This is a genomic window from Enterobacter sp. SENG-6 (assembly GCF_001605945.1).
Taxonomy (GTDB): Bacteria; Pseudomonadota; Gammaproteobacteria; order Enterobacterales; family Enterobacteriaceae; genus Enterobacter; species Enterobacter cloacae.
In genome coordinates, this window is sequence record NZ_LOMM01000013.1 from 32,793 (window position 1) to 58,624 (window position 25,832).

Below are 25,832 nucleotides of genomic sequence, written 5' to 3' on the forward strand. Positions count from 1 at the left end.
CGATGAATAATCATCAATGGCGTTACTGCCCGGTTGCACTGGCGCTGATGGCAACGCTCTGGCCGCAGTCGGGCTGGAGCGAAAGCTACTTTAACCCGGCCTTTTTGTCCGACGATACCGCCAGCGTGGCGGATTTATCGCGTTTTGAACAAGGTCACCAGCAGGCACCCGGCGTGTATCGCGTGGATATCTGGCGTAACGATGAGTTTATCGCGACCCAGGACGTGCGCTTTGAGCAGGCCGACGATACGCCACCGGTGGCGGGCGGACTGGCGCCGTGCATCACGCGTAAAATGCTGGAACGGTTTGGCGTTAACCTCGCCGCGTTTCCCGAGCTGGTAAAGGTGCAGGACGACACCTGTGTCCCGCTGGCGACAGCGATCCCCGGCAGCCTGGTCGCATTTAACTTCGCCTCGCAGCGTCTGAATATCAGCCTGCCGCAGGTGGCGATGCAGAACAGTGCCCGTGGCTATATCCCGCCTGAACAGTGGGATGAAGGGATCCCCGCCGCGCTGTTGAACTACAGCTTTACCGGCAACCGGGGAAGCGAGGATGACAGCTACTATCTGAACCTGCAGAGCGGGCTGAACTATGGCGCCTGGCGTTTACGCAATAACGGCGCCTGGCGTTATACGCAAAACAACGGCCAGCGGCACAGTAACTGGCAGAACATTGGCACCTGGGCGCAGCGCACCGTCATTCCGCTCAAAAGCGAGCTGGTGCTGGGCGACAGCAATACCGGCAATGATGTCTTTGACAGCGTCGGTTTCCGCGGCGGGCGGCTTTTCTCGTCCGACAGCATGTACCCGGACAGCCTGCAGGGCTACGCGCCAACCGTGCGCGGTATCGCCCGTACCCCGGCCAAAGTGGTTGTTCGCCAGAACGGCTATGTTATCTACCAGAGCTATGTCCAGCCTGGCGCGTTTGCCATTACCGATCTGAACCCTACCTCTTCAAGCGGCGATCTGGAAGTGACCGTAGAAGAGAAGGACGGCAGTCAGCAACGCTATACCGTGCCGTACTCCACCGTGCCGCTGTTGCAGCGTGAAGGTCGCTGGAAGTATGACCTCGTGGCCGGGGATTACCGCAGCGGTAACAGCGATCAGGACACGCCGTTCTTCACCCAGGGCACGCTGATTACCGGTCTGGCCAATGGTTACACGCTCTACGGCGGTACGCAGCTGGCGTCGCGCTATACTGCGGTGGCCATTGGCGCCGGGAAAAACCTCGGTGACTGGGGGGCTGTGTCGGTCGATATCACCCATGCCCGCAGCCAGCTGGCGGACGACAGCCGCCATGAGGGCCAGTCCCTGCGTTTCCTGTATGCAAAATCACTCAACGGATTCGGCACCAACTTCCAGCTGCTGGGCTATCGCTACTCCACGAAAGGGTTTTACACCCTGGATGATGTGGCCTGGCGTTCGATGGAAGGCTATCAGTATGCCGACAGCAAGGATGATGACGGCGTGCCGGACGTGCAGAGCTATCACAACCTGACGTGGAACAAAAAAGGGCGCTTCCAGCTCAATATCTCTCAGTCGCTGGGTGATTACGGCTCAGTCTATGTCTCCGGCAGCGAGCAGACCTACTGGGGCACCAGCCAGTCGAACCTCTGGTATCAGCTCGGCTATGCCGGAGGTGTAAAAGGGATCAACTACTCCCTGTCATGGTCGTGGAACAAGTCCGTCGGGATAGAGGGAACGGACCGGATCGCGTCCTTTAACGTCTCGGTGCCGTTCAGCCTCTTTACCCGTCAGGGATATCGCCGGGACAGCGCCATCGACCGCGCTTACGCCACGGCCTCAGCCAGCCGCAACAGCGACGGTGATACCAGCTGGCAAACCGGGGTCAGCGGCACCCTGCTGGAAGATCGCAACCTGAACTACAGCGTTACGCAGGGGCACACCAGCACCAACGGCTCAAGCGGTAGCGCCAGCGCAAACTGGCAGGCGACCTACGGCACGCTGGGGGTGGGCTACAACTACGCGCGCGATCAGCACGATCTCAACTGGCAGCTCTCCGGTGGGGTGGTGGGCCATGCCGACGGCGTCACCTTCAGCCAGCCGCTGGGCGACACTAACGTCCTGATCAAAGCGCCGGGAGCCTCGGGCGTCAGCGTGGAAAACCAGACCGGGGTGAAAACCGACTGGCGAGGCTACGCGGTCATGCCGTATGCCACCGTCTACCGCTATAACCGCGTGGCGCTGGATACCAACTCCATGAGTAACAACACCGACATCGAAAATAACGTCAGCAGCGTAGTACCGACCAAAGGTGCGCTGGTGCGCGCCAGCTTCGATACCCGTATCGGCGTACGTGCCCTGCTGACCGTGACCCGCGGCAACCAGCCTGTGCCGTTTGGTGCCGTGGTCCGTGAAACCCAGAGCGGGGTCACCAGTATGGTGGGCGATGACGGGCAGATTTACCTGAGCGGGCTGCCGCTGGAAGGGGAGCTGCTTATTCAGTGGGGCAATGGGATGCAGTCCCAGTGTCGTGCGCACTATCGTTTATCGCCTGAAAGCCAAAACCAGGCCATTACCATGGCGGGGGCAAGCTGTGACCGTTAACAGGAACCCAAAGATGCGCAGTTTACGCAATGTGTTTAGCTTAGCGCTGCTCTGCAGCACGATGCCCGCGTGGGCGACGGTTTGCCAGAACGCCACGGGCGTGCCGAAGGATATCTCATACGATCTTTCAAACGTCTTTAACAGTTCCAATAACAAACCGGGGCAGATTGTGACCCTTGCGCAAAAATCCGGGCTGGTGGGCGTGAACGCCATTTGCCCTAAAGGAACAACCGGAAAGTCCACGATGCGTAGTTATGTCACCAGCCTGCCGATAACGACGGTAATTGATGGCTATAAGTATGTGAAGCTGAATGACTACCTTGATGGCGCAATGCAGATCCACGATGACTACGCGGGCACCTTCTATCCACCGTCAGACTACATTCAGATGGGGCAGCACCCTAACGTTCCGAACAACAAAGCGTTTCCTGTCACCGATTCGAAGCTGGTCTTTCGTCTGCGGGTCACACGGCGGTTTATCAACATGGTGGTGATCCCCCAGCAGACCATGTTCACCGTCTATGTCACTACCACGTCATCCGATCCGCTGAATACGCCGGTCTATACCATCAGCTACAGCGGCACCATTCAGGTACCACAAAGCTGTGCGATTAACGCCGGGCAGGTGGTGGAGTTTGATTTTGGTGATATTGGCGCGTCGTTGTTCAGCCAGGCGGGGGCCGGCAATCGTCCTCAGAACGTCTCACCACAAAGCAAAACCATTGCCATTAAGTGCACCAATGTGGAGGCCAATGCGTATCTGACGATGCGCATCGAGGCGGAAAAAATCTCGGGCAATGCGCTGGTTTCCGATAACCCGGATTTAGGGTTTGTCGTGGCGAACGATAGCGGTACGCCTCTGACGCCTAACAACCTGAACAGCAAAATTCCGTTCCGTCTGGATGACAGCGCGCAGGCGCAGGTGGGGATCCGGGTCTGGCCGGTGAGCATTACGGGGAATAAGCCAGCAGAAGGCCGGTTCACCTCTCGCGGCTATCTGCGCGTGGATTACGATTAAGGGGAAGAGATGGGGAACTGGAAATGGCCTTTCGCTGCGCTGGCCCTGACGATGTGTCAGGCAAACGCGTGGTCAGCCACAGCGCTGGGCGAGATCAATATTCAGATGTACGGCAATATCGTTGATTTTACCTGCGTGGCAGAGGGCAGCGACAGCGACAAGACCGTCACACTGGGCACCTGGCCGACGAAGCAGCTCAGCACCACGGGGAGCCGCACGCAGCCCATGCCCTTTACGCTGAAGCTGACTGGCTGTCCGCCAGGCTCGGCATCAATTACGTTTTCCGGGAAAACTGACGGGAGTGACAGCGGATTGCTGGCGTTGAATGACGCCAGTACGGCGAATAACGTCGCGGTGGAGATCAGGGATGCGGATAAAACGCGTCTTGCGTTACAGCAGGCCAGCCAGCCGGTAGCGGTAGATGCGCAGGGTAATGCCGTGCTGTCTTTCTATGCTAATTATATTGCCACAGCGGATAACCCCCGACCCGGACGCGCCGATGCGGATGCCACATTTATGATTAATTATAATTAGCGCTGACCGCACTCCCTGCAACTCAGATAAACTGCAGGGAGTGAATTCAGGTTATAGCAGTTCGTGTGCCTTGGCGTAATCAATTAATTCCACAATGCTTTGCACACCGAGCTTGGAATAAATATTGGATTTGTGCGCGCTAATGGTTTTGTTGCTTAATAGCAGCTGTTCGGCAATTTCCTTATTCGATAAGCCATTCGCCAGATACCGCAGTACGGTGACCTCACGGTTCGATAATGGCATATCGGATGCCATCCCTTTCCCTGAGCCCAGGTGATTAATAAAGTTCAACGTTTCCGACGGGAAAAAAGAATAGCCCATCAGAATCATTTCCACGGCGTTGTAGATCTCACCTAAATCTTTTCGTTTACTGACAAACCCATTTGCCCCGGCGCGGATGGCGCGGCCCGCGTAAAAGGACTCCGATTTGGAAGAGAGGAACAGGACCTTTATGTCTTTGTTTAAGTTTCTGATTCTTTTCAATAAAGCGAAGCCATCGGTGCCCGTAAGTTCAATGTCCAGGATCACCAGATCGATGGCGTGATTGCGGATACAGTCGAGAACTTCATGGCTGTCGCCAGACTTCAGTTTGACTGTGATATTTTTATTTTTCTGTAGCAGGACTTCTATCGACATTCTGACGATAGGATGTTCGTCCATAATGATAACGGATGCCGGTTTCATTTTTTATGCCTCAGATTGTTAAAAGCGTTATGCTGAGTTTGGTTCAAACTCTCGAAATGCCGGAAGGATAAATTTGCAGATCCTTATAGGGTGGTATTTCCCTGGAAAGAGCGAAAGCATCCTTGTTAACGTAGTGGTAATGTCATTGCCTCAGCGCGGTCATCTCATTTGGCTGGTGGCGGCAAAAAGGTTTTTCTTATTCATAATTGGTACGCGTCTTATTATACCGTGTAAGTTTTCTCCGAAAAGCCTGCAGATTAATTCATGATTATTGATTTGTATTATCTTCTGGATCTGAATGGCTATTTTTTTAAATTTAGCGGAAATGTCCTGTTATTCCATTTACCGCATCTTTTCATCTTTATGTAATAACAAAAAATAACAGATACCACTATATGTTGCAAAATTGTTAATGAAATGACGGGGCAGTAAAACGTCTCACCTGCTGCTGAAGTGGCGTGAATTTGCACAGATAGCGCGTCTCATCCTCATCCCGATACCTCTCCCCGATATCAGAAAAATACTATGCCGGAAGAGCAAAATCTTCTGCGGCCTTCGCTTTAAGCGCCAGGGGCGTACAACCAAATTACTTGTTTTTACATCATTATCATCCTGTTAACGGAACCATCAATCCCTTAACGCATGGATGAAAGTGCTGCGCTTTACTTATTCTTTAATATTTCACGTGGTTCAGAGTCAGAAATTAGGAATAGTTGTAATTTCGAGATTTATGTTAACAATTAACATAAAATTAACATTTTCAGTAAGTAACTTCCTAAAGATCTTTAGGAAATAAGGGGTTAGGTTAAGAGTAAAACGGGCAGTCGGAGAGATTATTGAGAAGATGCAACAGTTCCTGGCGATGGCTAAGCCCGAGCTTCACCAGAATGCAGCTCAGGCGATAGATAATGCGGCTGTAGGGGCGATTCTGCAGCAGGGCGATCTGACGTAGTGACTTCCCCCGCGACAGCTCCTGTAAAATGGGCCACTCGCCGCGAGAGAACCACTCTTTACTGGAGCCCTGTGGAGGGTTGATGTCCATCAGGCTGTGCTGGAGTGCCGCCGCCGTTGACTGGCGTTCAAGGACATGAAACGGCCCCGCCGCTTTACAGAACAGACGGGTGTCGTAATTATCCGCCCTGACCAACAGATACGGCGTGAGAAAGGGCGGATACAGACTGTGTCTTCTCAACTGATCCAGCTTTTCTATAAGCGCCGTGGTACGGCTTTCAATATCTACCACCAGACGGGCTGCAGGCCACTGGTTGAGCGCCTGAAAGGCTTCGTCCAGCGTCGGGTAGTCGCTACAGCTGCTCAGGGGAAACTGGCCGTTCAGAAAACCGGTGCGCAGGAACTGATCTTCCGTAACCAGAATAATAAAGGGCGCGTCTGTTTTGCGATGTTGGTGGATGGACTGGCTCAAAAATTCGAGCCGGTCGAAAAAGGGGGGAGCAAAAGGCGAGTGCGTAAATCCCAGTGCATCACTTCCTGTACGCCGCCGCCGGTAACGGCGCACTGTCATTCGCATGGCTTCCCTCCTGGAAATGGCTTTTTATTCCTCCGGCCATGTCCAGGACGGCCAGTAGTACCCCTGGCCGAATCCTGCTCCTGCCTGTCGTGCCCGGCTATGATCCTTTTCAGTCTCAATACCTTCAATAAGCACGTTGTCGGCAAGCTGAAAGCAACGTGTCACCAGTTGCCCGAGCGCAGGGGTGGCGCGTAAACGCCAGAATGCTTCCTTGTCGATTTTTATGCCGGTTAACGGCAGCCGGCAGGACAAAAACGGTTGGACGATCGCTTCATCAATATCATCCAGCCAGATACCGTGGCCTTGTCTTCTGAGCTGCAGCAGGCGCTGGTGAACGTCCTGCCGTTTTGTGTCAGACAGCGCCAGAAAGCGTGCCGGGTCGACAATTTCTATATTCAGCGGTGCGGCAGGCAGCCGGAGGAGCCGCAGAAAGGTGTCCGGCTGCGTTAATACGGTTATCGGCAGATTGACGTAAAGATTATGACAGTGCGGGGTATTTTTTAGCGCGACAAGTTGCGCTTCAAGCAGCGTAAGTGACCACTCCGCAGACCGATCGTTGAAAAATGCTTCGCTTTGCTCTCTTGCTGACAGAACGCTCAGCACTTCCACCCCAACCTGGCGCTGCGAGGAGAGGGCGATGATAGGCTCAAGTTTGATGCCCGCGATATCGTGAGAGAGGTGCTGTAAGCTGGGGGACGTATCGATCAGGTTTTGCGCTGTCACTCCATTGTCCTGTTGTCTGTCAGCCTCCAGGCGGCCGGGATACTTCACACTAGTGTGACGAGCTGACGCTCAGGAAAACAGCAGGCGTTACTTAAATGCAGCTAAGCCTTTTCGCAGCGCTAAATTCTACGAAAGAAAAGCCGGGAATGTTGAAAAAACAGCCATATTTACAATCAGCTAGCCCTAATCGGGGGGGAAAACGGAAAAGGCATTGACTCACCTGCCATTGACCGTATAATTCTTCGCGTTTCACCACCGCGAAGTTCACTCTTCTCAGTGCGCCCTTAGCTCAGTTGGATAGAGCAACGGCCTTCTAAGCCGTAGGTCGTAGGTTCGAATCCTACAGGGCGTGCCATTTAGTCTCAGCGCTTAATCCAGCCCACTCTTCCCCAGACCGACCAACCGCTACCGATCCTTCACTCTGTGCCAGCTTTTAACCGTCTGATTTGCGTGGTTAATTCCAGATGTGTATCATTCTGACCCCGGCTCTGTAGCCTGTCGGTCAGAACGTTTGTTCCGCCATCGACCGGTCATTGGCGTAGTTCCAGTCAGGGCCACCATACCGCCACTAGCTCATCGGGAAGAGCGACAACCAGGATGTTGTAGTACGGGGTTCGAGGCTCCGGTGGCGGACCAACGCCGACTTAGCTCAGTAGGTAGAGCAACTGACGTGTAATCCGTAGGTCACCCGTTCGATACCGGTAGTCGGCACCCTATTTATGGCTTCCCCGCGGGATGCCTCCGGCACGACATTCGTTTCACTGTTGTACATGCCAATCATGAAGGACATTTATGTGGTATCTACTCGCAACTTCGCTTGCCGCACTTTCCCTGAATAAAAGCCTGGCTTACCTGATGCTGGGGTTAACGGCATTTCTCGGCTGGAAACAGAGCATTCTTGACGCCCCGGCGCTGCTGGTGATTGCATTAATCGTTATTGGCTGGTCTGTTGTTGAATGGCTACGTAATAAAAATAATAAATATACTTATCTGGTCGAGGGCTTGTGCGTAGTCATCGCCGTTGCCCTGGTTTTACATGCGATCCCTGGCTTCCATAACCCGAAGGTACTGGACGCTGTCGTTGTTGGTCCGCAAAGCATGCCGTTCAGTATGTACTTTAATATGGACAAGGCAGTGGTGCCGTTCTTTTTAATTACGTGCATGCCAACGTTATTCGTAGCAAAACCCCTTTATAAAGCTGGCAAGATCGGCTGGGGAATATTGGTATTGGCGATACCCGCGCTGTTACTTCTGGCTGTTGCGTTGGGCGGGCTGAGAATTGAGCCGCATGCGCCAGAATGGTTTGCTCAATTTGCCCTTGCGAATATTTTCTTCGTCTCTTTAGCCGAGGAAGCCTTGTTCAGAGGCTATCTGCAGCAGCGCTTGTCCCGGGTTGTGCATCCTGTTGTAGCACTGTTGATTGCCTCACTCATTTTTGGGCTAATGCATTATAGCGGCGGTTTACTGCTGATTATTTTTGCCAGCCTCTCCGGTATTATTTACGGCCTGGCGTGGATGTGGAGCGGCAGGCTCTGGGTTGCAACGTTCTTCCATTTTGGGCTGAACTGCATGCATTTATTGTTCTTCACCTATCCGATGTATGCCCCTCACGCGTCGGTGTGATGCTTTTTAAAATAGTGGCCTTATAAATTTGGCTGCCTCCGGATAAGCATAAAAAGCCCCGAAGCATCGGGGCTTTTTTTATATATGCCGGGGGCATGAATAACACATTTACCTTCGCGTCAGAATAAATAGAAGGCTAATGAATTTCATTGTTGGCAGGCTTAAGGTTTTCTTAATCTAAAAATTATCTCGCATTAAAATTTGGGTTTTTATCATTCTAAAATCTGCTAAAAACGAATTTTACACTTTTACGCCTAAACTCGATTGATAGTAATTATCATTAGCGTTGTTGTATGCTTTAATCCTGTCCCACACAGCCCTTTGTTGTTTATCACGTTGGTCTATTAAGGATATGTTCATGAATTCTCGCCTGCTGTCATGCTTCTCGCTTGCCCTGTTGTCTTCATCACTTTTCCTTTCAACTCAATCGGTTGCTGCTGATAACAACGAAGGTATCGTTGTTTATAACGCGCAGCATGAAAATCTGGTGAAGTCGTGGGTAGACGGTTTTACCAAAGAAACGGGTATTAAGGTCACGCTGCGTAATGGTGATGACAGCGAGCTGGGCAACCAGCTGGTGCAGGAAGGCAGCGCATCGCCTGCGGATGTATTTTTAACTGAAAACTCGCCGTCAATGGTGCTGGTTGATAACGCCAAACTGTTTGCGCCATTAGATGCAGAGACATTAAAGCAGGTACCGGCGGAGTATCGTCCGGCACACGGCCGCTGGATCGGGATCGCCGCTCGCAGCACGGTGTTTGTCTATAACCCGGAAAAACTGAGCGAGCAGCAGCTGCCAAAATCGCTGATGGATCTGGCTAAACCCGAGTGGAAAGGCCGCTGGGCTGCCTCTCCGTCAGGAGCCGATTTCCAGGCGATCGTCAGCGCAATGCTGGCTCTGAAAGGCGAGCAGGCCACCCTTGAGTGGCTCAAAGCGATGAAAGCCAATTTCGTTGCCTATAAAGGCAACAGCACCGTGATGAAAGCCGTTAACGCCGGTCAGATTGATGGCGGGGTGATTTATCACTACTACCGTTTTGTCGATCAGTCCAAAACGGGTGAAAACAGCAAAAACACTAAGCTCTACTACTTCAAACATCAGGATCCGGGCGCCTTTGTTAGCCTCTCCGGCGGCGGCGTGCTGGCGTCCAGCAAACACAAAGCGCAGGCACAGGCCTTCATTAAATACATCACCGGCAAAGAAGGGCAGGATAGCCTGCGCACCAATAACGCCTTTGAATATGCGGTGGGCGTGAACGCGGCCTCTAACCCGAAACTGGTGCCGCTGAACGAGCTGGATGCACCGAAAGTGGAACCTTCCACGCTTAACAGTAAAAAAGTCATCGAGCTGATGACGCAAGCTGGCCTGCTGTGATCCTGAGAGTAAAGTGAACGTCCTATGTCTGGTCTGAGTCTCGACATCGGCAAAAACAGAGTGCGGGAGCCTGCCCGAAGGCGTCCTGCGCTGCCGATGGTTGCGTTAGCTGTCCTGTTTTCATTAATGGCGCTTCTGCCTTTGGGCTTTATCATTGCCATAGGCATTGAGACGGGCTGGGAAACCATTAAGGCGTTGGTGTTTCGCCCGCGTGTTGCTGAGCTGCTCAGCAATACGCTGTGGCTGACGGCCTTAGCGGTGCCACTCTGTATCGTCACCGGCGTGGCGATAGCCTGGCTGACGGAACGTACTCAGCTGGCCGGGCGGGGGATCTGGTCTGCGCTGGCGGTGGCCCCGCTGGCCATCCCCGCGTTCGTGCAAAGCTACGCCTGGGTGAGTGTGGTGCCTTCCATGCACGGGCTTTCTGCGGGCGTGTTTCTCTCCGTGTTAGCCTACTACCCGTTTATCTATATGCCCGTGGCGGCGGTGCTGCGTCGTCTGGATCCAACGCTTGAAGATGTTGCCGCTTCGCTCGGCACGCCGCCGTGGCGGGTCTTTTTTCGCGTGGTGTTACCGCAGCTTAAGCTCGCGATTTGCGGCGGCGCGCTGCTGGTGGCCCTGCATCTGCTGGCGGAATATGGCCTGTACGTGATGATCCGCTTTGATACCTTCACCACCGCCATTTACGACCAGTTCCAGTCGACATTCAGTGGCCCGGCGGCAAATATGCTGGCGGGTGTGCTGGCGCTATGCTGTCTGGCCATCTTGCTGCTGGAAGGGGTCACCCGCGGGAAAGCCCGTTATGCGCGCATCGGCGCAGGGGCGGCACGTGAACAGACGCGCTGGCCGCTAAAGCCTGTTGCAGCGGTGTTGGGCCAGCTGTTTTTCCTCGTGCTGATTGTGCTGGCGCTGGGCGTACCGCTCATTGTGCTGTGTCGCTGGATATGGCTTGGCGGCGTACAGAACTGGATGAGCGCCGATCTCTGGCACTCGCTGCGCCAGACGCTGATGCTCGGTGTGGGCGGCGCGCTGCTGACCACCGCCTGTGTCATTCCCATCGCCTGGCTCGGTATCCGTTATCCGCACCGCATCTTCCGGATGCTGGAAGGGTGCATTTACATCACCAGCTCTCTGCCGGGGATCGTCACCGCCCTCGCGCTGGTCACGGTCACCATTCACTATGCACGTCCGATTTATCAGACCGAAATTACGCTGTTCCTGGCTTATCTGCTGATGTTTATGCCCCGTGCGCTCATTAACCTGCGGGCCGGGATTGCCCAGGCGCCGGTGGAGCTCGAAAACGTGGCGCGCAGTCTGGGCAGCACGCCCGCGAAGGCATTGTGGAGCGTCACCATGCGATTGGCCGCGCCCGGTGCGGCGGCAGGGGCGGCGCTGGTCTTCCTTGGCGTCAGTAACGAACTGACGGCGACGCTGCTGCTCTCCCCGCTGGGAACGCGCACGCTGTCCACCGGTTTCTGGGCGCTGACCAGCGAGATCGATTATGTTGCCGCTGCGCCTTACGCCATGCTGATGATTTTGATTTCACTTCCGCTGACCGCCATTCTTTATATGCAGTCCAAAAAAATTGCAGGGCTATGAGATGCTTGAATTAACGTCCATTTCTAAATCGTTTTCCGATGCGCAGGTGCTCGACAGCTTAAACCTGAGCGTCGCGCCGGGAAGCCGGACGGCGATTGTCGGGCCGTCAGGGTCGGGTAAAACCACGCTGCTGCGTATCCTTGCCGGGTTCGAAACGCCGGATAGCGGACGGATCGTGATGCAGGGCCGAACCCTGTTCGACCAGAACAACTTTATTCCCGCGCATCTGCGTAAAATTGGCTTTGTACCTCAGGAGGGGGCGCTCTTCCCGCATCTTAATGTGGCAGACAACATTGCCTGGGGATTAGACGGTACCCGCCACGAGAAGCGCCAGCGCGTGGAAGTACTGATGGAGATGGTCTCGCTTGACAGACAACTCGCCACGCACTGGCCGCATGAGATTTCCGGCGGCCAGCAGCAGCGCGTGGCGCTTGCCCGCGCGCTGGCGCAGCGTCCTTCCCTGATGCTGCTGGATGAACCCTTCTCGGCGCTGGATACCGGCCTGCGCGCCATGACGCGTAAGGCCACGGCTGACCTGCTGGCGGAAGCGGGCGTGGCCTCGATCCTGGTTACTCACGATCAAAACGAAGCGTTGTCCTTTGCCACGCAGGTGGCGGTCATGCGATCCGGACGTTTCACTCAGGTCGGCACGCCTTATCAGGTCTATAGCCAGCCCGTGGATGAAGAGACGGCGCTGTTCCTGGGGGATGCGGTGATCCTGCCTGCTCAGCTCGCCAGCGGCTATGCGCTCTGCGCGCTGGGCGAGGTGCCCACGGATAACGCCCAGGCGACGGGGCAGGGCAGAGTGATGTTGCGCCCTGAGCAACTGCACGTGACGGCATGCGCGGCGCACGAAAGCCCGGTGTCGATTGTTGATGTGGATTTCACCGGCCAGCTCTCCACGCTGACGCTGGCGTTAGCCGGACAAACGGAGCCGATTATCCTGAAAACCGTCAGTCAGCCTGGATGGCACCCGGGGGCGGCGGTGCGTATTGATATTGCTGGTACGGCGCGCGTTTTTGAATATTCTTAATGTTCGTTAGTAATTTAATCCAACGGGTTGTTATAAAAGAATTTTCCTTAACGTGTGGCATTTCCTGAGATTCTCTACCATGCTCATAAAACCTCACCATCATGTGTGAGGTTTTTCGTAGTTGCTGATTAATCTCAAGGAAAAAAGGTTATGAAAAAGACGACTGCTATTTTGCTGGGAACGGCGTTTCTGTTTACCACCAATACCTTTGCGGCTGAACTGCTGACGAAAAATGAATTCGAGAAAGTCGAATCGCAGTATGAAAAAATCGGTACGGTAAGCACTTCAAATGAAGTCTCTATTGATGATGCAAAGAAAGAATTGATTGAAAAAGCAGATAAAGAAGGTGCCGACGTACTGGTGCTCACGTCAGGTAATACCAACAACAAAATTCACGGCACGGCCGATATTTACAAGAAAAAATAATGTCCTGCAGCCATCCCGGATCCGGGGTGGCTGTGCGTCACGCTTTCCCTCTATAACATCTCTCTCTTCCCCGGCTTCATTTAACCCCCTGTCCTCAGGCCGAAACGCGCGGTTACACTTGCTAACGCAGATATAATGCGTATAGTTCTCATTTGCATTACACATAAACTTTTCTAAGGCCCGACAACGGGCCATTTTTGCGCGCACATTTAATGAGTCCATTATGAACAACACCAGAATGCATAAAACACTGCTGGCGCTCGCCATTGGCGCAGTGACCCACGCTGCCCTTGCGGCAGAGGCAAAGCCAGAAGACACCATGGTCGTCCAGTCTGCCACCGGGCCTGATTTCACTCCCGGCGGCGACCAGCTGGTACCCGCCTTTCTGGATGGACAGGTGGCAAACGGCGGCCGTCTGGGGATGCTCGGCCAGCAGAATGCCATGGACGTGCCGTTTAATATCATCAGCTACACCTCGAAGCTGGTGGAAGATCAGCAGGCGAAAACCATTGCTGATGTGGTTGCCAACGATGCGGGCGTGCAGTTTGTTCAGGGTTACGGTAACAGCGCCGAAACCTTCCGTATTCGTGGCCTGAAGTTTGACGGCGATGACATGACCTTTGGTGGCCTGTCCGGCGTGCTGCCGCGTCAGGTGGTGGATGCCCAGATGGTCGATCGCATTGAAATTTTCAAAGGGGCAAACTCGCTGATGAACGGCGCGGCAAGCTCCGGCGTGGGCGGGATGATTAACCTTGAGCCAAAACATGCGGGCGACGTCCCGCAGGCGAAAGTGGGCGTGGACTACACCTCCGACTCACAGATTGGCACCACGCTCGATGCTGGCCGACGCTTTGGCGACAACGACCAGTTCGGCGCGCGCGTGAACCTGGTTCACCGGGAAGGGGAAACCGGCGTGCCGAACGACCGCCGCCGCACCACGCTGCTCTCCACCGGTCTGGATTACAAAGGCGACAATTTCCGCACTTCGCTGGATCTGGGCTATCAGAAGAAAACCTTCCACGGCAGCCCGACCAGCGTCAACATTTCCGCCGTGGACTTTGTGCCAGAGCCGCCGAAAAACGATCGTAACTTCTCGCAGAAATGGGCCTACAGTGACATTGAAAACGAGTTCGGGATGTGGCGCAGCGAGTACGACATCACTGACAACTGGACGGCCTATACCGGTCTCGGCGCGCAGCACGCGCACGAAGAGGGGATCTACAGTGCACCGAAGCTGGTGGACAAGAGCGGTAAGGCCACGGTCAGCCGTCTTGATACCAACCGTATCAGCGATTCCGTCAGCGGTATGGCGGGGATACGCGGTCACTTCACTACCGGCTTTGTCTCGCACAAGGTCAACGTGGGGTACTCCGCGATGACCAAAAACGAAAAAATCGCCTGGAAAATGTCGGCGACGGCGGATAACCCAACCACCAACATTTACCACAACACCGGCGTCGCGATGCCGGACAGCTCCAATTTCAACGGCTCTGGCGGCAAATACAGCGATCCGCTGACCAGCGGGCGCACCCGCACTCAGGGCTGGCTGCTGAGTGATACCCTGGGCGTGCTGGATGACAAGCTGCTGTTTACCGCCGGCGCGCGTCATCAGAAAGTGGTCATTCGCGGGTACAACAAAATTACCGGTGCGGAAAACGACGCGGACGGTTTTGACGGCAGCCGCTGGATGCCAACCTACGGTGTGGTTTATAAACCGTGGGAGGAAATTTCGCTTTACGCCAACCACACCGAAGCGCTGCAGCCGGGTAAAACCGCGCCCAACACGGCCACCAACTACGGCCAGAGCACCGGTATCGTTCACTCTAAGCAGAATGAAGTGGGCGTGAAGGCGGACTTTGGTCGCGTGGGCGGCTCCCTGGCGCTGTTTGAGATCAAAATGCCGTCGGCGATCCTCGACGACAGCGGTCACTACGGCCTGGACGCTGAGCAGCGTAACCGTGGCGTAGAGCTGAACGTCTTTGGCGAGCCAATGCTCGGGATGCGCCTGAACGCCAGCGCCACCTGGCTGCAGGCCGAGCTGACCAAAACCAAAAACGGCGTGAATCAGGGTAACGATGCCATTGGTGTCCCGAACTTCTACGCCGTGCTGGGCGCAGAGTACGACATCAAACCGATTGAGGGCCTGACGGCTACCGCCCGCGTCAACCACTCCGGCACGCAGTACGCCGACCTCGCGAACAGCAAAAAGCTCGACAGCTATACCACGCTGGATCTGGGCATGCGCTATCGCTTCGCGGTGAACCACAATGAAAACCAGATGACGGTGCGCGCGGGCATCGACAACGTGACCAACGAAAACTACTGGTCCAGCGTTGACGATTCCGGCACCTACATCACGCAGGGCGAACCGCGTACCTTTAAGGTCTCGGTTGGCTACGAGTTCTAAGCGTTCCACCTCGTTATCCGGGGCAGGGATGCCCCCATCCTTCCGTACCTTGTTATAAAATTGTAATAAAAGCTTCTTACACTGGCCTCCAGACCTTTACCTCTTGGCCAATGACAGGAAGCCGCTATGGGCAGACCCCTCAAATCCGTATTTAAAAAAGAACATCGCGACGATATCACTAACCGCAGCGCTAACCCGGTATTCTCCGAGGTTGCGAAGGTATTCCTCTCCCGCCGCCGTTTTTTACAGATGGGCGCCGTGGCGGGTGCTGCCGCTTCATTCCCTTTTCTGATCAAACCTGAAAGCGCCATTGCCGCAGTATCAAAGCCTTCTGCACTGGCAAAAGCGGTTTCCCTGGGCTTTACCAGCATCGACGTATCCACGGAAGATACGGTCAGGGTGCCGGAAGGCTATATCGCCCGTCCGTTTTATCGCTGGGGTGACCCGACGGGGATCAAGAACAACATGCCGGCGTTTAAACAGGATGCCAGCAACACCACCGACGAACAGGCCGTGCAGGCGGGCATGCACCACGACGGGATGGCGTGGTTTAGCCTGCCGCAAGGGAAACAAAACCCGGAACATGGCCTGCTGGCGCTGAATCATGAGTACATCGATAACGGGATGCTGTTTACCGACGGCACGGCCAACTGGAATCTCGACAAGGCCCGCAAGGGGCAGAACGCGATGGGCGTGTCGGTGGTGGAAGTGAAAAAATCGGGCAGCGACTGGCAGGTGGTTCGCCCGTCTTCGTATGCCCGCCGCATTACCGTCAATACGCCGATGCAGCTTACCGGCCCGGCACGGCATCAGGACTTAATGAAAACCGCCGCTGACCCGCAGGGGGAACGCGTGCTGGGCACCATGCAAAACTGCGCCAACGGCCATACGCCGTGGGGCACCTATCTCACCTGCGAGGAGAACTGGTCGGATATTTTTGTCAAAAAAGCCGATCTTAATCCGCTGGAAAAACGCTACGGCATCAGCGACAGCGATGAATCCTACCGCTGGAACGAGGTGGATGACCGCTTCAGCGTCGATAAAACCCCTAACGAACCCAACCGTTTCGGCTGGGTGGTGGAGATTGATCCCTACGATCCCACCTCCACGCCGCGCAAGCACACCGCTCTGGGCCGCTTCAAGCATGAAGGCGCCGCCGTCACGCTCGCCGCCGATAACCGCGTGGTGGTCTATATGGGGGACGACCAGAAGTTTGAGTACATCTATAAATTCGTCTCGGACAAAAAATACGATCCTGCCAACCGTGAAGCCAATATGCAGCTGCTGACGTCCGGCACGCTGTACGTTGCCCGGTTCAACGAGGAGGGGAGCGGCGACTGGCTGCCGCTGATCTTCGGGCAGAATCGCCTGGATAAAAGCAACGGTTTCGAAAGCCAGGGCGATCTGCTGATCAAAACCCGTCTGGCGGCCGACGTGGTGGGGGCGACGAAAATGGATCGTCCAGAGTGGATTGCGGTCGATCCGCACGCCAGCGGCAGCGTCTACTGTACGCTCACCAACAACAGCGATCGCGGTAAAGAGGGTAAGGCGCCGGTCGATGCCGCCAACCCGCGTGCCAACAACGTGTTTGGTCATATTATGCACTGGCACGAAGAGGGAGCCGATCCGGCCGCCGCTCGCTTTAAGTGGGATATTCTGGTGATGGCCGGGCGTACCGACAGCGACGATCCGAAGGCCAAAGGCTCCATGCAGGGGGCAGCATTCGGCAGCCCGGATGGCCTGTCGTTCGATCACCAGGGCGTGCTGTGGATCCAGACCGATGTCTCTTCCAGCACCATTAATAAGAAAGCGTACGAAGGGATGGGCAATAACCAGATGGTGGCTACCATTCCGGGCACCAATGAGTATCGCCGTTTCCTGACCGGCCCACGCGGGTGTGAAATCACCGGGATTGCGTTTACGCCGGACAACCGCACGCTGTTTATTAACATTCAGCATCCGGGAGAGGGCGGGGATGATATTACCGACCCGGCCAATCCGCGTGCTGTTTCCAACTGGCCAGACGCGAACCCGAACGGACGTCCGCGTTCGTCGACGGTGGTGATCACCAAAGCGGACGGTGGGATCATCGGTTCGTGACGTTTATCCGCCGGGTGCACGCAGTGGCCCGGCGTTAAACTTGCTACCACCAGCATGAAGTGTTAAAACGTGCCCCTTCTAAAAAAGAGACAGGGGTAGGACGTGAAAGACGCGTCATCCGCTTCAGGCAACGGTAGCGCTGAAGCTTCGTCGGAACAGAACCCGACGCTGCAACGTGGTTTGCAAAATCGACATATTCAGTTAATTGCCCTTGGCGGCGCGATCGGTACCGGGCTGTTCCTGGGTATCGGCCCCGCCATTCAGATGGCTGGCCCGGCGGTCCTGCTGGGGTACGGTATCGCCGGGGTTATCGCCTTCCTGATCATGCGCCAGCTCGGCGAGATGGTCGTCGAAGAGCCGGTGTCAGGCTCGTTCGCTCACTTTGCCTATAAATACTGGGGCCCGTTCGCAGGCTTCCTCTCCGGCTGGAACTACTGGGTGATGTTTGTGCTGGTGGGAATGGCCGAACTGACCGCCGCAGGCATCTATATGCAGTACTGGCTGCCCGAGGTGCCAACGTGGGTCTGGGCTGCGGCCTTCTTTATTATCATCAACGCCGTTAACCTCGTGAACGTGCGCCTGTATGGTGAAACCGAGTTCTGGTTCGCGCTGATCAAGGTGCTGGCGATTATCGGCATGATCGGCTTTGGTCTGTGGCTGCTGTTCTCCGGCCACGGCGGCGAGCGGGCCACTCTCGACAACCTCTGGCAGCACGGCGGCTTCCTGGCGACGGGCTGGAAGGGGCTGATCCTGTCGCTGGCGGTGATTATGTTCTCGTTCGGCGGGCTGGAGCTGATTGGGATCACCGCGGCCGAAGCGCGCGATCCGCATAAAAGCATTCCAAAAGCGGTTAACCAGGTGGTGTACCGTATTCTGCTGTTCTACATCGGCTCGCTGGTGGTACTGCTGGCGCTCTACCCGTGGGTGGAAGTGAAGTCCGACAGCAGTCCGTTTGTGATGATTTTCCACGATCTGAACAGCAACGTGGTGGCGTCGGCGCTGAACTTCGTCATTCTGGTGGCGTCGCTGTCGGTCTATAACAGCGGGGTTTACTCCAACAGCCGCATGCTGTTTGGCCTTTCGGTGCAGGGGAACGCCCCGAAATTCCTCACCCGCGTCAGCCGCCGCGGCGTGCCGGTCAACTCTCTGCTGCTTTCCGGGGCCATTACGTCGCTGGTGGTGCTGATCAACTACCTGCTGCCGAAATCCGCCTTTGGTCTGTTGATGGCGCTGGTTGTCGCCACGCTGCTGCTGAACTGGATCATGATCTGCCTGGCGCACCTGCGTTTTCGCGCCGCGATGCGCCGCAAGGGGCGTGAGACGCAGTTTAAGGCGCTGCTCTATCCGGCAGGCAACTACATCTGTATTGCGTTCCTGGCGATGATCCTGGTGCTGATGTGCACCATCGACGACATGCGCCTGTCCGCGATGCTGCTGCCGGTGTGGGTGGTGTTCCTGTTTATCGCGTTTAAGCTCTCACGCAAAAAGTAGCCCGTTTTTCTCCCTCTCCCTGTGGGTGTTCGGTCCGGGGTGAGGGCAACAGACCGCACTAAACCAGACCGCACCTGCCTTCACGCCCGGTGGCGCTGCGCTTACCGGGCCTACATGTTGCAATTTTAAATCTCAAACGCTATCCGTTTCCCGTTTGGTAACGTCACATCGATGCTTAGCTCCCCTCCAAGCGCACTCACATAGCGTTTGAGCGTTGAAAGTCGGGGGTCGTTTCCCGGCTGTTCGATTTTCGCCACCGTGGGTTGTTTTACCCCCATTGCCGCGGCCAGTTCTGTCTGCGAAATATTGAGCTCTTCCCGCAGTTGGTTCAGCGCAACAATTCTGCGCATTACTTCAACTTTCGCCGCAATGCGCTCCTGACTTTCCGCGCTCTGTTGTGCCATAAGTTCTTTTAGCGTTGCCATATGGCCTCCTTATTCGCCAGATGTCTGTGATACTCAACGTCAGCCAGCGCTATCATCTCTTTATAAAACCGTTTTTGGTTGCAACCGGTTTTGTCCCCGGCACAGAGCACAATTGCTTTGCGGTCAGGATCAAAAGCAAAAAAGGCCCTGATGGGATTTCCTCTGTGCTGAATTCGTAACTCTTTCATGTTCCCAAAGGCTGAATCCTTCACGGTGTCTACAAACGGCCGCCCAAGTTGCGGACCAAACTCAGAAAGAATATGCATTGCTGCCAGCACATCTTCTTTTAACGCTGTTGTTTGTTCAAAGAACCATTCGTCAAATCTGTCTGTTGTCTCGACGTTCCACATCGTTTCTCCTGTAGCTTCCTCGCCTAATTATTTTATAGCCTATTGGCTATAATTCCAATCAGAACACATCTGTTTATCAGGCAAGCCTCTTTATCGTGACCCCCCTCCCAAATCTTCTACGATCCACAGGATCTTTATTTTGTAATCGATTACTTTTTTGTTTGAACTGTTTTGTAATCGATTACTTTTGAGGGTGAGGCTTATCATGGTGTCAACAACTGAAAGTAGTGGAAAGGCGATAGCACCGCACCGGCTGCTGGTGCCGCGTCTGTCGCTGATGATGTTTCTGCAGTTTTTTATCTGGGGAAGCTGGTCGGTCACGCTGGGTCTGGTGATGACCCAGCACAACATGTCGTTGCTGATTGGCGATGCGTTCTCCGCCGGGCCTATCGCCTCTATTTTGTCGCCGTTTGTGCTCGGCATGCTGGTGGATCGCTTCTTCGCCTCGCAAAAGGTGATGGCGGTGATGCATCTGGCCGGGGCAGCAATCCTCTGGTTTGTGCCGGGCGCGCTGATTGCGGAAAACGGTGCGCTGCTGATCGGCCTGCTGTTTGGTTATACGCTCTGCTATATGCCGACGCTGGCGCTGACCAACAATATCGCCTTTCACAGCCTGGCGAACGTGGATAAAACCTTCCCGGTGGTGCGCGTGTTCGGCACTATCGGCTGGATTGTGGCGGGCATTTTCATCGGCGTCACCGGCGTGGCGGCAAACGTCACCATCTTCCAGGTGGCGGCAATCAGCTCCGTGCTGCTGGCTCTCTACAGCCTGACGCTACCGCACACGCCTGCTCCCGCGAAAGGGCTGCCGGTGCAGGTTCGCGATCTCTTCTGCGCGGATGCCTTTGCGCTGCTTAAAACCCGCCACTTTTTCGTCTTTTCCGTCTGCGCGATGCTGATCTCCGTCCCGCTGGGGACCTACTACGCCTACACCGCCTCGTATCTGGCGGATGCGGGTATTGCGGATGTCAGTACCGCCATGTCGTTCGGGCAGATGTCTGAGATCGTCTTCATGCTGGTCATTCCGCTGCTGTTCCGCCGTCTGGGCGTGAAAATCATGCTGCTGATCGGCATGCTGGCGTGGTTTGTGCGCTACGCCATGTTTGCGCTGGGCGTGAGTGAAGAGGGGCGCATCCTGCTCTATCTCGGCATTCTGCTGCACGGCGTCTGCTACGATTTCTTCTTTGTTGTCGGCTTTATCTATACCGACCGGGTCGCAGGCGAAAAGGTCAAAGGTCAGGCGCAGAGCATGATCGTGATGTTCACCTACGGCATCGGCATGCTGCTTGGCTCGCAGATATCCGGCGCGCTCTATAACCGCCTGGTGGCCGGGCAGGCCGTTCCGCAGGCGTGGGTCACGTTCTGGTGGATCCCGGCGGTGGCTGCCGCGGCGATCGCGCTGATTTTCCTTCTCACGTTTAAGTATGACGATGACAAGGCGTAATGTTCTGGAGGTGGTATGAGAACGATTAAGGGACCGGGTATTTTTCTGTCGCAGTTTATTGGTGTAAATGCACCGTTCAACACGCTCGACGGGCTGGCGGGCTGGGCGGCAGCGATGGGCTATAAGGCGGTGCAGATCCCCTGTAACCATCCGGCTATTTTTGATGTGCAGAAAGCGGCTGAAAGCCAGACCTATTGTGATGACCTCACCGGCACGCTGGCGGAGCACGGGCTGGTGATCAGCGAGCTGTCGACCCATCTGGAAGGCCAGCTTGTGGCGGTAAACCCGGTGTACAGTGACGCGTTTGACCACTTCGCCCCTGCAGCCGTGCGCGGCAATGAGGCTGCCCGGCAGGCGTGGGCCACAGAAAAACTGAAACAGGCCGCTGTGGCCTCGGCGAGATTAGGCCTGAAGGCGCACGCCACCTTCTCCGGCTCGCTGGCATGGCCGTTTTTCTACCCGTGGCCGCCGCACAATGAGCAGCGTTTTCAGGCGGCGTTCCAGGAACTGGCAACCCGCTGGCGCCCGATTCTGGACGCCTTTGACGAGCAGGGCGTGAACGTCTGCTTTGAGCTGCATCCGGGGGAAGATCTGCACGATGGAGTGACCTTTGAGCGTTTTCTGGCGCTTGTTGATAACCACCCGCGCTGCAACATTCTCTACGACCCAAGCCATATGCTGCTCCAGCAGATGGACTACCTGACCTTTATCGACATCTACCATGCGCGTATTAAAGCGTTTCACGTGAAGGATGCCGAGTTTCGCCCCAACGGGCGCAGCGGCGTCTACGGTGGCTACCAGCCGTGGCTCAACCGGGCCGGGCGGTTCCGCTCACTGGGGGACGGGCAGATCGACTTCAAAGGCATCTTCAGCAAGCTGACCCAGTACGACTACGACGGCTGGGCGGTGCTGGAGTGGGAGTGCTGCCTGAAGGATGGTGATACCGGCGCGAGGGAAGGCAGCGAGTTTATCCGCCGCCACATCATTCCGGTCTCCGGACGTGCGTTTGATGATTTTGCCGCAGGGGGTAACGATGATTAACGTCGGCATTATCGGCAGCGGGTTTATCGGCCCGGCGCATATCGAGGCGCTTCGGCGTCTCGGGTTTGTGCAGGTGGTGGCGCTCTGCGACGGTACGTTTGCCGAGGCGCAGGCAAAAGCGCGTCAGCTTAACGTGCCGCACGCCTTCGACAGCGTGGAGGCGTTGCTTGCACATCCGGATTTACACGTGGTGCACAACTGCACGCCAAACCATCTGCACGCGGAGATTAACCGCCAGATCCTGCGCGCGGGAAAGCACGTCTTTTCCGAGAAGCCGCTGTGCATGACCCCGGACGAAGCGCGTGAGCTGGTAGCGCTGGCGGAGCAGGCAGGGGTGATCCACGGCGTCAGCTTTGTCTATCGCCAGTTTGCCATGGTGCGCCAGGCCGCAAGCATGATGAGGGCGGGTAGCATCGGTCGGATCTTCGCCGCGCACGGCAGCTATTTGCAGGACTGGATGCTGCTGGAAACGGACTACAACTGGCGGGTGGATGCGGCCCTGGGCGGTGCGTCGCGCGCGGTGGCGGATATCGGCTCGCACTGGTGCGACACGGTGCAGTTTGTTACCGGGCGGCGCATCATAGAGGTGATGGCCGATTTATCCATCGTCTGGCCGACGCGCAAGGCAAACGTGGCAGGCAATCACACCTTCACTCATGACGAAAACGCGCAGTATGAAGACAAGCGGGTCACCACCGAAGACGTTGGCTCAGTCCTGTTCCGCTTTGACGACGGCAGCAAAGGCTGCTTTAGCGTTTCGCAGGTGAGCGCCGGGCGCAAAAACCGTCTGACGTTTGAAATCAACGGCAGCGAACGGTCGGTGGCATGGGATCAGGAGGTGCCGCAACAGCTGTGGATTGGCCATCGTGCACAGGCCAATCAGACGCTCAGTGACGATCCGGGTCTGATGAACCACGATGTGGCCGACAGCGCTCACTTCCCCGGCGGGCACATCGAAGGCTGGCCCGATGCGTTTAAAAACATGATGGCGCAGTTTTACCGTGCCGTGCAGGCCGGCGTGATGCCCGAACGGCCCGAGTTTGCGACGTTCCACGACGGGGCGAACGTGATGTATATCATTGATGCCATTGTGAAAAGCCATCAGCAGCAGCGCTGGGTTCGTGTGCAAGCGTAACGCGTTGCCCGGTTCGCCGGGCAACGAATTTATGGTAGCCTGCATAAAACGTTAACCGCAGGAAGTGCCGTCGCTATGTCAATTCAGAAAATCGCTCAGCTTGCCGGGGTGTCCGTGGCAACGGTCTCGCGCGTGCTTAACAACAGCGATACCGTGAAGGCGAAAAACCGCGAGCGCGTCCTGCAGGCCATCAAAGAGAGCAATTACCAGCCCAACCTGCTGGCACGCCAGCTGCGCACCGCGCGCAGCTATATGATCCTGGTGATGGTCTCGAATATCGCCAACCCGTTCTGTGCCGAAGTGGTGAAGGGCATTGAAGAGGAAGCCGAGAAGAACGGCTACCGTATTTTGCTGTGCAATTCCGGGTCTGATATCGAACGCTCCCGCTCGGGGTTAAGCCTGCTGTCGGGCAAAATCGTCGACGGCATTATCACCATGGATGCCTTCTCAAAATTGCCTGAACTTGCCGCCCTGATCGGCTCCGCGCCGTGGGTGCAGTGCGCCGAATATGCCGATGCCGGAACGGTCTCCTGCGTGGGCATCAATGATGTGGACGCGTCACAGCATGCCATCAGCCAGCTTGCCGACGGCGGACGCAAACGTATCGCGATGATCAATCACGATCTCAGCTACAAATATGCCCGCCTGCGCGAACGCGGCTACAAAAGCGTGCTCCACCTGCGGGATCTGGATTATCAGGCGGTGGAATATGCCCGCGATCTCAGCTCCAGCGCGGGCATGGCGGCGATGCAAAATCTGCTGAAGGACAACCCGCCGGACGCGGTATTTGCCGTGTCCGATACCCTTGCGGCAGGGGCGCTGCGTGCCATACAGCAGGTGGGGCTGCGCGTGCCGGAGGATATCGCGGTGGTAGGGTTTGACGGTACGGAGCTGGCGGAGATGATCTCGCTGACCACCATTGAACAGCCTTCGCGGGATATCGGGCGCAAGGCAGTCGATCTGCTGTTGAATAAAATCGACAACCCGGATGCGTCCACGGAGAGGGTGATGCTGGACTGGCGCTTTATTTCCCGCGCCAGTACCTGATTATTGTGCGATGCCGCCCGCCAGGGAGCGAATATCGTTCCCGGTGGGGGACTGATGAATACGCAGACCAAATTCATCCACCACGGCAAAAATATGGTCGAAGATGTCAGCCTGAATCTCTTCATATTCCGCCCAGACCACCGTGTTGGTGAAGGCATATATTTCAATCGGCAGACCATTTGCGTCAGGCGCCAGCTGGCGCACCATCAGCGTCATATCTTTACGAATACGCGGGTGGTTACGCAGATATTCATTCAGATAGGCGCGGAAGGTGCCGATATTGGTCATCTTGCGCAGGTTTAATACCGATTCCCCTTCACCGTTTTGCTGATTCCACAGGTTTATTTCCTCATGTCGCGCGGCCAGATAAGGCTTAAGCAGTTTCGCCTGAATCAGCTTCTGCTGCTCCTGCTCGTCGAGGAAGTGAATGCTGGTGGTGTCGATATTCAGGCTGCGCTTAATGCGTCGCCCGCCGGAGGCAGACATGCCGCTCCAGTTGATGAACGCGTCGGAGACCAGCGCCCACGTCGGAATGGTGGTGATGGTGTTATCGAAGTTGCGGACTTTAACCGTGGTGAGACCAATGTCCGTCACCGTGCCGTTAGCGCCGTATTTCGGCATCTCCAGCCAGTCGCCGAGCTTGAGCATATCGTTAGCGGAGAGCTGAATACCGGCGACCAGCCCCAGAATGGGGTCTTTAAACACCAACATTAACACCGCCGCCATGGCCCCCAGGCCGCTTATCAGAATGGCGGGTGACTGGCCGATCAGCAGGGAGATGATTAAGATCCCCACCAGAATGGCGCTCACCAGCTTGATCCCCTGGAAGATCCCCTTCAACGGCAGCTGCGAGGCGGTCGCCATTTTCTGCGACAGATTAAAAATCACGTCCAGCAGAGAGAAGAATGAGAGCAGGGCATACACCATCACCCACAGCTTCGCGCAGGTGGTGAGCATTTCCGCTGCTTCGCTGCCTTTTTGCAGCCACAGTACCGCCTGAACGTTGACGATTATCCCCTGAAGGGTAAACGCCAGGCGGTGAAATAACTTGTTCTGAGTAATGATCTGCAACCATAAATGGCTGCTGGCCTGCGCGCGTTTCTCAAAAGCGCGGAGCACCACTTTGTGCAAAATAAAATGAACAATGATGGCGGTAAGAAAAATAATACCAAAGATAATCACTAACGAGGTGGTGTGATTAATTTCAATCCCTAACTCTTCAACCTGAGCAATTAATTCCTGCATAACGTCTCCTGTATTGATGCAGCCCCATAATGGCGGC

21 protein-coding genes and 2 tRNA genes are annotated in these 25,832 nt (G+C 55.7%); 17 read left to right on the forward strand and 6 right to left on the reverse strand.

What is annotated here, in order from left to right; all coding sequences use genetic code 11:
- Positions 1-2: 2 nt before the first annotated feature.
- From AX755_RS08445 to sfmF, 3 genes are read left to right on the forward strand one after another with little or no spacing between them, the layout of a single operon-like run.
- Positions 3-2,567 carry a fimbrial biogenesis usher protein gene (locus tag AX755_RS08445; protein ID WP_013095933.1) on the forward strand — a complete coding sequence of 855 codons (2,565 nt, stop codon included), beginning with the start codon at positions 3-5 and terminating at the stop codon, positions 2,565-2,567.
- Between the two features lie 13 nt (positions 2,568-2,580).
- On the forward strand, positions 2,581-3,585 hold the full coding sequence (gene fimH, locus AX755_RS08450; protein ID WP_020685033.1) for a type 1 fimbria D-mannose specific adhesin FimH: 1,005 nt from the start codon (positions 2,581-2,583) through the stop codon (positions 3,583-3,585).
- 9 nt (positions 3,586-3,594) lie between these two features.
- Positions 3,595-4,119: a fimbria assembly protein gene (sfmF, locus tag AX755_RS08455; RefSeq protein WP_013095935.1), complete on the forward strand. Its 525-nt coding sequence runs from the start codon at positions 3,595-3,597 to the stop codon at positions 4,117-4,119.
- A 51-nt stretch (positions 4,120-4,170) separates the two neighbouring features.
- Here sfmF and fimZ read toward each other — a convergent pair whose 3' ends face one another.
- The 3 genes from fimZ to AX755_RS08470 form a co-directional block, all read right to left on the reverse strand.
- A complete protein-coding gene (gene fimZ, locus AX755_RS08460; RefSeq protein WP_013095936.1) occupies positions 4,171-4,803 on the reverse strand; it encodes a fimbria biosynthesis transcriptional regulator FimZ in 633 nt (210 codons plus the stop codon).
- 805 nt (positions 4,804-5,608) lie between these two features.
- The gene (locus AX755_RS08465; RefSeq protein ID WP_062856598.1) at positions 5,609-6,331 is read right to left on the reverse strand and encodes a helix-turn-helix transcriptional regulator; all 723 of its coding nucleotides are present in this window, start codon (positions 6,329-6,331) and stop codon (positions 5,609-5,611) included.
- Positions 6,332-6,355: 24 nt separating this feature from the next.
- A complete protein-coding gene (locus AX755_RS08470; protein WP_062856599.1) occupies positions 6,356-7,054 on the reverse strand; it encodes an EAL domain-containing protein in 699 nt (232 codons plus the stop codon).
- Positions 7,055-7,332: 278 nt separating this feature from the next.
- Between AX755_RS08470 and AX755_RS08475 the strand changes: the two genes are divergently transcribed.
- The 10 genes from AX755_RS08475 (at position 7,333) to pheP (ending at position 19,108) form a co-directional block, all read left to right on the forward strand.
- Positions 7,333-7,409, forward strand: a tRNA-Arg gene (locus AX755_RS08475).
- Between the two features lie 283 nt (positions 7,410-7,692).
- A tRNA-Thr gene (locus AX755_RS08480) sits at positions 7,693-7,765 on the forward strand.
- 81 nt (positions 7,766-7,846) lie between these two features.
- Positions 7,847-8,677, forward strand: coding sequence for a CPBP family intramembrane glutamic endopeptidase (locus tag AX755_RS08485; protein WP_062856600.1), 831 nt, complete (start codon positions 7,847-7,849; stop codon positions 8,675-8,677).
- A 358-nt stretch (positions 8,678-9,035) separates the two neighbouring features.
- Positions 9,036-10,052, forward strand: a complete 1,017-nt coding sequence (locus AX755_RS08490) for an iron ABC transporter substrate-binding protein (RefSeq protein WP_062856601.1) — start codon at positions 9,036-9,038, stop codon at positions 10,050-10,052.
- 24 nt (positions 10,053-10,076) lie between these two features.
- Positions 10,077-11,651: an ABC transporter permease gene (locus tag AX755_RS08495; protein ID WP_062856602.1), complete on the forward strand. Its 1,575-nt coding sequence runs from the start codon at positions 10,077-10,079 to the stop codon at positions 11,649-11,651.
- Between the two features lies 1 nt (position 11,652).
- Positions 11,653-12,684, forward strand: a complete 1,032-nt coding sequence (locus AX755_RS08500; protein WP_062856603.1) for an ABC transporter ATP-binding protein — start codon at positions 11,653-11,655, stop codon at positions 12,682-12,684.
- A 150-nt stretch (positions 12,685-12,834) separates the two neighbouring features.
- Entirely contained in the window at positions 12,835-13,110 is a 276-nt protein-coding gene (gene yahO / locus AX755_RS08505) for a DUF1471 family periplasmic protein YahO (RefSeq protein WP_013097697.1), read from the forward strand.
- Between the two features lie 223 nt (positions 13,111-13,333).
- Complete coding sequence (locus AX755_RS08510) at positions 13,334-15,517, forward strand: TonB-dependent receptor (protein WP_058651674.1); 2,184 nt, start codon at positions 13,334-13,336, stop codon at positions 15,515-15,517.
- 126 nt (positions 15,518-15,643) lie between these two features.
- Positions 15,644-17,617, forward strand: coding sequence for a PhoX family protein (locus AX755_RS08515; RefSeq protein WP_062856604.1), 1,974 nt, complete (start codon positions 15,644-15,646; stop codon positions 17,615-17,617).
- Between the two features lie 102 nt (positions 17,618-17,719).
- Positions 17,720-19,108 carry a phenylalanine transporter gene (gene pheP / locus AX755_RS08520; RefSeq protein ID WP_013097694.1) on the forward strand — a complete coding sequence of 463 codons (1,389 nt, stop codon included), beginning with the start codon at positions 17,720-17,722 and terminating at the stop codon, positions 19,106-19,108.
- A 125-nt stretch (positions 19,109-19,233) separates the two neighbouring features.
- On the opposite strand, the gene AX755_RS08525 is transcribed toward pheP, so the two are convergent.
- The gene (locus AX755_RS08525) at positions 19,234-19,533 is read right to left on the reverse strand and encodes a helix-turn-helix domain-containing protein (protein ID WP_013097693.1); all 300 of its coding nucleotides are present in this window, start codon (positions 19,531-19,533) and stop codon (positions 19,234-19,236) included.
- Positions 19,521-19,883 carry a type II toxin-antitoxin system RelE/ParE family toxin gene (locus AX755_RS08530; protein ID WP_029882614.1) on the reverse strand — a complete coding sequence of 121 codons (363 nt, stop codon included), beginning with the start codon at positions 19,881-19,883 and terminating at the stop codon, positions 19,521-19,523. The genes AX755_RS08525 and AX755_RS08530 overlap by 13 nt, the downstream gene beginning before the upstream one ends.
- A 205-nt stretch (positions 19,884-20,088) precedes the next feature.
- Between AX755_RS08530 and AX755_RS08535 the strand changes: the two genes are divergently transcribed.
- From AX755_RS08535 to AX755_RS08550, 4 genes are all read left to right on the forward strand, one after another.
- Complete coding sequence (locus tag AX755_RS08535) at positions 20,089-21,327, forward strand: MFS transporter (protein WP_062856605.1); 1,239 nt, start codon at positions 20,089-20,091, stop codon at positions 21,325-21,327.
- A gap of 15 nt (positions 21,328-21,342) precedes the next feature.
- Positions 21,343-22,368: a sugar phosphate isomerase/epimerase family protein gene (locus tag AX755_RS08540; protein ID WP_062856606.1), complete on the forward strand. Its 1,026-nt coding sequence runs from the start codon at positions 21,343-21,345 to the stop codon at positions 22,366-22,368.
- On the forward strand, positions 22,361-23,503 hold the full coding sequence (locus AX755_RS08545) for a Gfo/Idh/MocA family protein (protein WP_062856607.1): 1,143 nt from the start codon (positions 22,361-22,363) through the stop codon (positions 23,501-23,503). The genes AX755_RS08540 and AX755_RS08545 overlap by 8 nt, the downstream gene beginning before the upstream one ends.
- A gap of 75 nt (positions 23,504-23,578) precedes the next feature.
- A complete protein-coding gene (locus AX755_RS08550; protein WP_062856608.1) occupies positions 23,579-24,550 on the forward strand; it encodes a LacI family DNA-binding transcriptional regulator in 972 nt (323 codons plus the stop codon).
- On the opposite strand, the gene AX755_RS08555 is transcribed toward AX755_RS08550, so the two are convergent.
- The gene (locus AX755_RS08555; protein ID WP_020689363.1) at positions 24,551-25,795 is read right to left on the reverse strand and encodes a mechanosensitive ion channel family protein; all 1,245 of its coding nucleotides are present in this window, start codon (positions 25,793-25,795) and stop codon (positions 24,551-24,553) included.
- Positions 25,796-25,832 lie beyond the last annotated feature (37 nt).

What these genes read in the sequence shown, in the direction of transcription:
- AX755_RS08535 (WP_062856605.1), top strand. Translation starts at nt 20,089, where the DNA reads ATGGTGTCAACAACTGAAAGTAGTGGAAAGGCGATAGCACCGCACCGG.
- AX755_RS08550 (WP_062856608.1), top strand. Translation starts at nt 23,579, where the DNA reads ATGTCAATTCAGAAAATCGCTCAGCTTGCCGGGGTGTCCGTGGCAACG.
- yahO (WP_013097697.1), top strand. Translation starts at nt 12,835, where the DNA reads ATGAAAAAGACGACTGCTATTTTGCTGGGAACGGCGTTTCTGTTTACC.
- AX755_RS08495 (WP_062856602.1), top strand. Translation starts at nt 10,077, where the DNA reads ATGTCTGGTCTGAGTCTCGACATCGGCAAAAACAGAGTGCGGGAGCCT.
- AX755_RS08500 (WP_062856603.1), top strand. Translation starts at nt 11,653, where the DNA reads ATGCTTGAATTAACGTCCATTTCTAAATCGTTTTCCGATGCGCAGGTG.
- AX755_RS08555 (WP_020689363.1), bottom strand. Translation starts at nt 25,795, where the DNA reads ATGCAGGAATTAATTGCTCAGGTTGAAGAGTTAGGGATTGAAATTAAT.
- AX755_RS08485 (WP_062856600.1), top strand. Translation starts at nt 7,847, where the DNA reads ATGTGGTATCTACTCGCAACTTCGCTTGCCGCACTTTCCCTGAATAAA.
- AX755_RS08510 (WP_058651674.1), top strand. Translation starts at nt 13,334, where the DNA reads ATGAACAACACCAGAATGCATAAAACACTGCTGGCGCTCGCCATTGGC.
- AX755_RS08525 (WP_013097693.1), bottom strand. Translation starts at nt 19,533, where the DNA reads ATGGCAACGCTAAAAGAACTTATGGCACAACAGAGCGCGGAAAGTCAG.
- AX755_RS08465 (WP_062856598.1), bottom strand. Translation starts at nt 6,331, where the DNA reads ATGCGAATGACAGTGCGCCGTTACCGGCGGCGGCGTACAGGAAGTGAT.
- AX755_RS08545 (WP_062856607.1), top strand. Translation starts at nt 22,361, where the DNA reads ATGATTAACGTCGGCATTATCGGCAGCGGGTTTATCGGCCCGGCGCAT.
- AX755_RS08445 (WP_013095933.1), top strand. Translation starts at nt 3, where the DNA reads ATGAATAATCATCAATGGCGTTACTGCCCGGTTGCACTGGCGCTGATG.
- fimZ (WP_013095936.1), bottom strand. Translation starts at nt 4,803, where the DNA reads ATGAAACCGGCATCCGTTATCATTATGGACGAACATCCTATCGTCAGA.
- AX755_RS08490 (WP_062856601.1), top strand. Translation starts at nt 9,036, where the DNA reads ATGAATTCTCGCCTGCTGTCATGCTTCTCGCTTGCCCTGTTGTCTTCA.
- AX755_RS08540 (WP_062856606.1), top strand. Translation starts at nt 21,343, where the DNA reads ATGAGAACGATTAAGGGACCGGGTATTTTTCTGTCGCAGTTTATTGGT.
- sfmF (WP_013095935.1), top strand. Translation starts at nt 3,595, where the DNA reads ATGGGGAACTGGAAATGGCCTTTCGCTGCGCTGGCCCTGACGATGTGT.
- AX755_RS08530 (WP_029882614.1), bottom strand. Translation starts at nt 19,883, where the DNA reads ATGTGGAACGTCGAGACAACAGACAGATTTGACGAATGGTTCTTTGAA.
- AX755_RS08515 (WP_062856604.1), top strand. Translation starts at nt 15,644, where the DNA reads ATGGGCAGACCCCTCAAATCCGTATTTAAAAAAGAACATCGCGACGAT.
- fimH (WP_020685033.1), top strand. Translation starts at nt 2,581, where the DNA reads ATGCGCAGTTTACGCAATGTGTTTAGCTTAGCGCTGCTCTGCAGCACG.